The sequence below is a fragment of the Microbacterium sp. K35 genome, from assembly GCF_004794375.1.
Lineage (GTDB): Bacteria > Actinomycetota > Actinomycetes > Actinomycetales > Microbacteriaceae > Microbacterium > Microbacterium sufflavum.
On record NZ_SSDM01000050.1, the window covers coordinates 1 to 610 of the forward strand.

Genomic DNA, 610 nt, shown 5'->3' on the forward strand with positions numbered 1-610 from the left:
CGGGCGGCACCGGCACGGTCTCGGCGGTCGGCGACGCGACGAGCGGACGCACGCCGGGCACGACGTCGGCGTAGACCACACGGCCGATCCGTGCCGTCACGGTGTGCGGCAGCCGCACCCGCATCGGCGCATACGTCATGAGGCCGTCGCCCACGATCGTGAGACGCGCGTCGGGGAACAGCCCGAACAGCGTCCGCGCCGGAGCGACCTGCGGGCTCTGCACGCACAGCTCCAGGTCGCGGGGGTCGATGCCCCAGGCCCGGGCGATCAGCCGACCGAGCACGGGCAGTTCGCCCTCCGGGGGCTCCCACGCGCTGGGGTGCAGCGGGCCGAGGAGGTCTCCCAGCGGCTCGATGCGGTCGAACCGGGCGCGCAGCCGACCCAGGGCCGGGTCGGCGTCGATGCCGACCGCGAGCTCGGGCACGCGCGACGAGGTGAACGGCACCAGCACCTGCTCGGGGCGCGCGGCGGTCGGCCCATCGAGGAGGCCGCTGTCGATCGCGGCGACGGCGGTCGCGAGACCGTAGGCGCTGTGCAGCGCGAAGACCCGCGTCACGGCGTGTGCCCCGCACGTCGGAGCGTGCGCGCGAGCGCGGCGATCGTGACCCCG

At 75.9% G+C, this 610-nt stretch carries 1 pseudogene; it reads right to left on the minus strand.

The features are described from left to right. Positions 1–556 (minus strand): annotated as a pseudogene (locus tag DW299_RS01365) (polysialyltransferase family glycosyltransferase); the annotation flags it as partial. Positions 557–610 lie beyond the last annotated feature (54 nt).